3 protein-coding genes are annotated in these 4,946 nt (G+C 71.8%); all 3 read left to right on the top strand.

Annotated features, from left to right (window positions below):
- Positions 1-11 precede the first annotated feature (11 nt).
- The 3 genes from CM1CMNOD_RS04785 to CM1CMNOD_RS04775 all read left to right on the top strand — a co-directional run bounded on the left by CM1CMNOD_RS04785 (position 12) and on the right by CM1CMNOD_RS04775 (position 4,719).
- A complete protein-coding gene (locus CM1CMNOD_RS04785; protein ID WP_013872532.1) occupies positions 12-1,490 on the top strand; it encodes a glycosyltransferase family 2 protein in 1,479 nt (492 codons plus the stop codon).
- Positions 1,487-3,310 (top strand): glycosyltransferase, encoded by a 1,824-nt coding sequence (locus CM1CMNOD_RS04780; protein WP_013872531.1) that lies wholly within the window; start codon positions 1,487-1,489, stop codon positions 3,308-3,310. The genes CM1CMNOD_RS04785 and CM1CMNOD_RS04780 overlap by 4 nt, the downstream gene beginning before the upstream one ends.
- Before the next feature lie 305 nt (positions 3,311-3,615).
- Entirely contained in the window at positions 3,616-4,719 is a 1,104-nt protein-coding gene (locus tag CM1CMNOD_RS04775; protein WP_013872530.1) for a glycosyltransferase family 4 protein, read from the top strand.
- Positions 4,720-4,946 lie beyond the last annotated feature (227 nt).

The following is a 4,946-nucleotide window of genomic DNA, read 5'->3' as shown; positions in this document are numbered from 1 at the left end:
AGGGCCCGCCGATGAGCGACCCGACCACCCCCGACCCGGCCCCCGAGGCTCCCGGCCCGACCACCGTGCCCGCTGGCACAGCCACCGTGCCAGCCGGCACAGCCGTCGAACCGACCGCCGTGGCCGGGGAGCCGACCGTCGAGTCGGCCGCCGAACCGCTGGTGACCGTCGTCATCGTCAACTGGAACGGCGCGCACCTGCTCCCGGCCTGCCTGGACGGGCTGGCCAAACAGGTCACCGGCTTCGCCTTCGAGACGTGGGTGGTCGACAACGCGTCGGCGGACTCCTCCCGCGCCCTGCTGGCCGAGCGCTACCCGTGGGTCCAGGTGGTGCCCTCCGAGACCAACCTCGGCTTCGCCGGCGGCAACAACCTCGCGCTACGCGCGGTCACCACCCCGTACGCCGCCCTGCTCAACAACGACGCGGTGCCCGAGCCGGACTGGCTGGCCAACCTGCTGGCGCCGTTCGACGCCCCCGGCGGCGACCGGCTCGGCGCGGTCACCGGCAAGGTCGTCTTCCTCCCCCGCTTCCTGCGGCTGCGGCTGTCGACGCCGACCTTCACCCCCGGCCCGCACGACCCGCGCCAGCTCGGCGTCCGGGTGTCGTCGGTGACCGTCGACGGCCGGGAGACGCTGCGGGAGGTGCTGTGGGAGAAGCTGACCTTCGGCGCCGAGGGTGGCCCGGACGCGCCGTTCTTCTGGACCCGCGGTGACGGCGAGCTGTGCGTCCCGGTCCCGGAAGGGGGCCCGGTCACACTCGGTTTCACCTGGGCCGGCCAGGCAGCCAAACCGGTCACGCTGAGCTGGGACGGCGGGTCGGTTACCCTGGACGCCGGCGCCGAACCGTCCACGGTGGAGTTCACCGTCCCGGGCGACGTGGCACGCGTCGACGTGATCAACAATGTCGGCGGGATCGTGCTGCGCGACGGGTACGGCGCCGACCGCGGCTATCAGCAGATCGACACCGGCCAGTTCACCCGCCCCGAGGAGGTTTTCACCGCCTGCGGCAACGGCATGGCGATCCGCACCCGGCTCGGGCACGAACTCGGCTGGTTCGACGACGACTTCTTCCTCTACTACGAGGACACCGACCTGTCCTGGCGGATCCGCGCCCGCGGTTACACGATCCGTTACATACCGGACGCGGTGCTGCGGCACGTCCACTCGGCGTCCAGCGTCGAATGGTCACCGCTGTTCGTCTTCCACACCGACCGTAACCGGCTGCTGATGCTCACCAAGGACGCGAGCGCCCGGATCGCGGTGGCTGCGGTGGCCCGCTACCCGCTGACGACCACGTCGATCGCGCTGCGGACACTGCGCCAGGCGTGGACGGCGCGCAGCCTCCCCCCGCTGCGCCCGACCTGGCTGCGACTGACGGTCATCGCCTCCTACCTGCGGCTGCTGCCGGCCATGCTGGCCCGCCGGCGGGCGATCTCGCGGACCGCCTCGACCCGCCGTCACGAGCTGGAGAACTGGCTGGTGCGACGATGACGACCGGACCGACAACCAGCTCGGCGACCGGGCCGGCGCGGACACGCGCCCCGCTGGCGGTGGCCGGGCCGGCCGGCGGCGTCCGGGCCGCCGTCTACAACAGGTTCTGGCATTCCATGGGCGGCGGTGAACGCCACAACGGCATGATCGCCGAGGCGCTCGCGTCCGAAGGCGCCGAGGTCGACCTGCTGGGGCATTCGGCGGTCGACCTGGACGCGCTCGGCGCCCACCTCGGGCTCGACCTGTCCGGCTGCCGGTACCGCCTGCTGCCCGACCGGGGCGACGACGCCGTCGCCGAGATCAGCGCCGAGTACGACCTGTTCGTCAACGGCTCGTATATGAGCCGACTGATCCCCCGCTCGAAGCACGCGGCGTACCTGTGCTTCTTCCCGACACCGGCCGATCACGACGCGGCCGCGTGGCGCCGGGCCGCGATCCGCGCCGGCAGCCCGTTCCTGCGGGGCGTACGTCCGGCGGTCGGGTACGGGACGGGCTGGTATCCGCCCGAGGGCGGCCGCCGCCGGCAGTGGGTCTGGTCGAACGGCGCGGGGATCCTCTCGGTCGCCCCCGGCGGCGAACGGGTGCTGCACGCCGACGTCGGCCGGCCAGGGGCGCCCGGGACGGTACGGCTGCGCGTCCTCGACGCGGCCGGGCAGGCCCTCGCCGACATCGAGGTCGGCACCGTGTTCACGTCGATCTCCGTGCCGCTGCCCGCCTCGTCCACCGGGACCGAACTGACCCTGGTCAGCGAGACGTTCACCCCCGCGGCGGCAGGCGCTCCGGGCGCACCCGACGTACCTGGCATCTCAGATACACCTGATAGATCAGACGCGCCGGACGCGCCGGACGACACATCAGACGCGGCGAGCCCGCCGAACGGGACGAGCCAGGCGGACGGGACGGGACGGCCCGCGGGCGGCGCGGCGGCATCCCGGGACATTCGCCAGCTCGGGGTGGCGCTCAGCCGGCCGCGGGTGACCGACCGGCGCGAGGGCGTCCGGGCCCGGGTGGCGCTGCGTTTCCCCTGGCTGCTCACGGACCCGCGTGACCTCGGCTATCTCGACGCCTACGACGTGGTCATGGCGAACTCGGCCTACACCCGGGACTGGATCCGCCGGCTGTGGCGCACCGACGCCGACCTGCTCTACCCGCCGATCCAGGTGGCGCGCCTGGCACCGGCCGAGGAGCGGGAGCGGTCGGTGCTGAGCGTGGGGCGGCTGTTCGCCCCCGGCCTGGGGCACGCCAAGCGGCAGCTGGAGATGGTGCGCTGGTTCGGTGAGCTGTACCGTTCGGGCGCGCTGCCCGGCTGGCGGATGCACGTCGTCGGCGGTTGCGAGGACTCCCAGCTCCCCTACCTGGAACAGATTCGGGACGCGGCCCGCGGCCTGCCGGTGGAGATCCACCCGAACGCCCCGCGGCACGAGGTGGAACGGCTGCTGTCCACCTGCTCGGTGTTCTGGTCCGCGACCGGCTACGGGGAGGACGTCGACCGCCGGCCGTGGACGGCGGAGCACTTCGGGATGACCACGGTCGAGGCGATGGCCGGCGGATGTGTCCCCGTGGTGATCGACAGCGCCGGCCAGCGCGAGATCGTCCGGCACGGGCTCGACGGCTTCCGCTGGACCTCCCCGCAGCAGCTCGCCTCGTTCAGCCGGCGCCTGGCCACCGAGGACGGGATGCGCCGGCGACTCGCGGCAAGCGCGATCGCCCGCGCCCAGGAGTACTCGGACACGGCGTTCGCCACCCGCTGGCGCGACACAGCCACCCGCCACCACCTCTACAGCAAGTCGCGGCAGGTGGAGGGCAATCACTTTCAGTGATTGCCCTCCATTCAACAGAGAACAAACAAGACAGACAAAATCGAACAACGTCGTCACGATCCAAGGACTTTGAGCCCTGGAGTGGATCACCATGGAGGACCGCGTGATCACCTTTGGCGATTATGCTCCGCCAGGATGAGCAGCACCGGGGAGTACTGACCACCGAGAGACACCGACCAGCAGGACCGTTCACGCCGGCTACCAAAAGCTACCGGCAGCATGGCCTGTCGGCCCACAGCCCGGCGGGTGGCATCGCCGGGCAACTGTGGTACTCACGGACGTACCCATGGAGAGGAGCGAGGTCGATGCGGGTCATCCTGGACGGAACGCCCCTGCTCGGCCCGCGTACCGGAGTGGGCCACTACACCGGCCATCTGCTTGCCGAACTACCGTTACTGCCCGGCCTGGACGTGGCCGCGACCGCGTTCACCTGGCGCGGGCTCGAGGAGTTCGCCCCAGCCCTGCCACCGGGCGTACGGCCGGCCGCACGCCGGATCCCGGCCCGACTCGTACACGAGGCATGGGCGCGCACCGACGCGCCGAAACTGGAATGGCTGGCCGGCGCGGCCGACGTGGTACACGCCACGAACTTCGTCCTGCCACCGCTGCGCCGCGCCCGCGGTGTGCTGACCATCCACGATCTCGCCTATCTCAAGCTCACGAACACCGTCTCCACCGCGTCCGCCCGCTACCGGGAACTGGTCCCGCGCGGCCTGCGCCGCGCCGCCGCCGTCGTCACCCCGAGCGCGGCGATCGCCTCCGAGATCGCCGACACCTACCGGCTGGATCCGGCGACGGTGACCGTGACCCCGCTCGGCGTGGACGCGGCCTGGTTCGACGCGTCCCCGCCGTCCGCGCGCTGGCTCGCCGCCCGCGGCCTGCCCGAACGGTATCTGCTGTTCGTCGGCACCCTTGAGCCGCGCAAGAACCTCCCGACCCTGCTGGAGGCGGTCCGCGGCCTGCACGCCGAGGTCGCCGACGCCCCGCCGCTGCTGCTCGTCGGGCCATCCGGATGGGGGCCGCTGCCCGACCAGTCGAGGCTGCCGACCGGGGCGGTCATCACCACCGGTTACCTGCCGACGAACCAGCTCCGCCGGCTGGTCGCCGGAGCCGTCGCCCTGTGCTTCCCCTCGTTCTACGAGGGTTTCGGCCTGCCTCCACTGGAGGCGCTGGCGGCCGGGACCCAGGTGGTCGCCTCCGACATCCCCGCCGTCCGGGAGGTCGTCGGCCCGCTGGCCGGCAAAGGGGTACGGCTCGTCCCACCGATGGACGCCGAGGCCTTCACCGACGCACTGATCGGCGTACTCAAGGAGATCCCCGACCCGGCCCCGGGCCGCTCCCATGCCCGGACGTTCACCTGGCGCCGCACCGCCGAACACACGGCCGCCGTCTACGCCTCCCTCACCTGATCCAACCTGTAGGTGGAAACCGCTGTGCTATTGCCCCATTTCGTGGGTCTCGCAGGTCACGAACGTGCCGTTTCTCGTTGATCTTACCGTTTTGTGGTAATCGATCGTCCGGCGGGCGGCGCCCGGATCGCACGCCGAAACGGCAGCGGCCCGGAGCCGGTGGGCCGACACCAACCCCAGGTCCTGGTCCCCGGCCCCGCGGACACAGGACTCAGAGACCTATGGCT

Origin of the sequence: Protofrankia symbiont of Coriaria myrtifolia (genome assembly GCF_900634755.1) — a bacterium.
Lineage (GTDB): Bacteria > Actinomycetota > Actinomycetes > Frankiales > Frankiaceae > Protofrankia > Protofrankia coriariae.
Note: the sequence above shows the minus strand (reverse complement) of the source record. Positions and strands in the feature narration are given on the sequence as shown.

Excerpts from the sequence above, each read along its gene's own strand:
- CM1CMNOD_RS04785 (WP_013872532.1), top strand. The coding sequence starts at position 12 with ATGAGCGACCCGACCACCCCCGACCCGGCCCCCGAGGCTCCCGGCCCG.
- CM1CMNOD_RS04780 (WP_013872531.1), top strand. The coding sequence starts at position 1,487 with ATGACGACCGGACCGACAACCAGCTCGGCGACCGGGCCGGCGCGGACA.
- CM1CMNOD_RS04775 (WP_013872530.1), top strand. The coding sequence starts at position 3,616 with ATGCGGGTCATCCTGGACGGAACGCCCCTGCTCGGCCCGCGTACCGGA.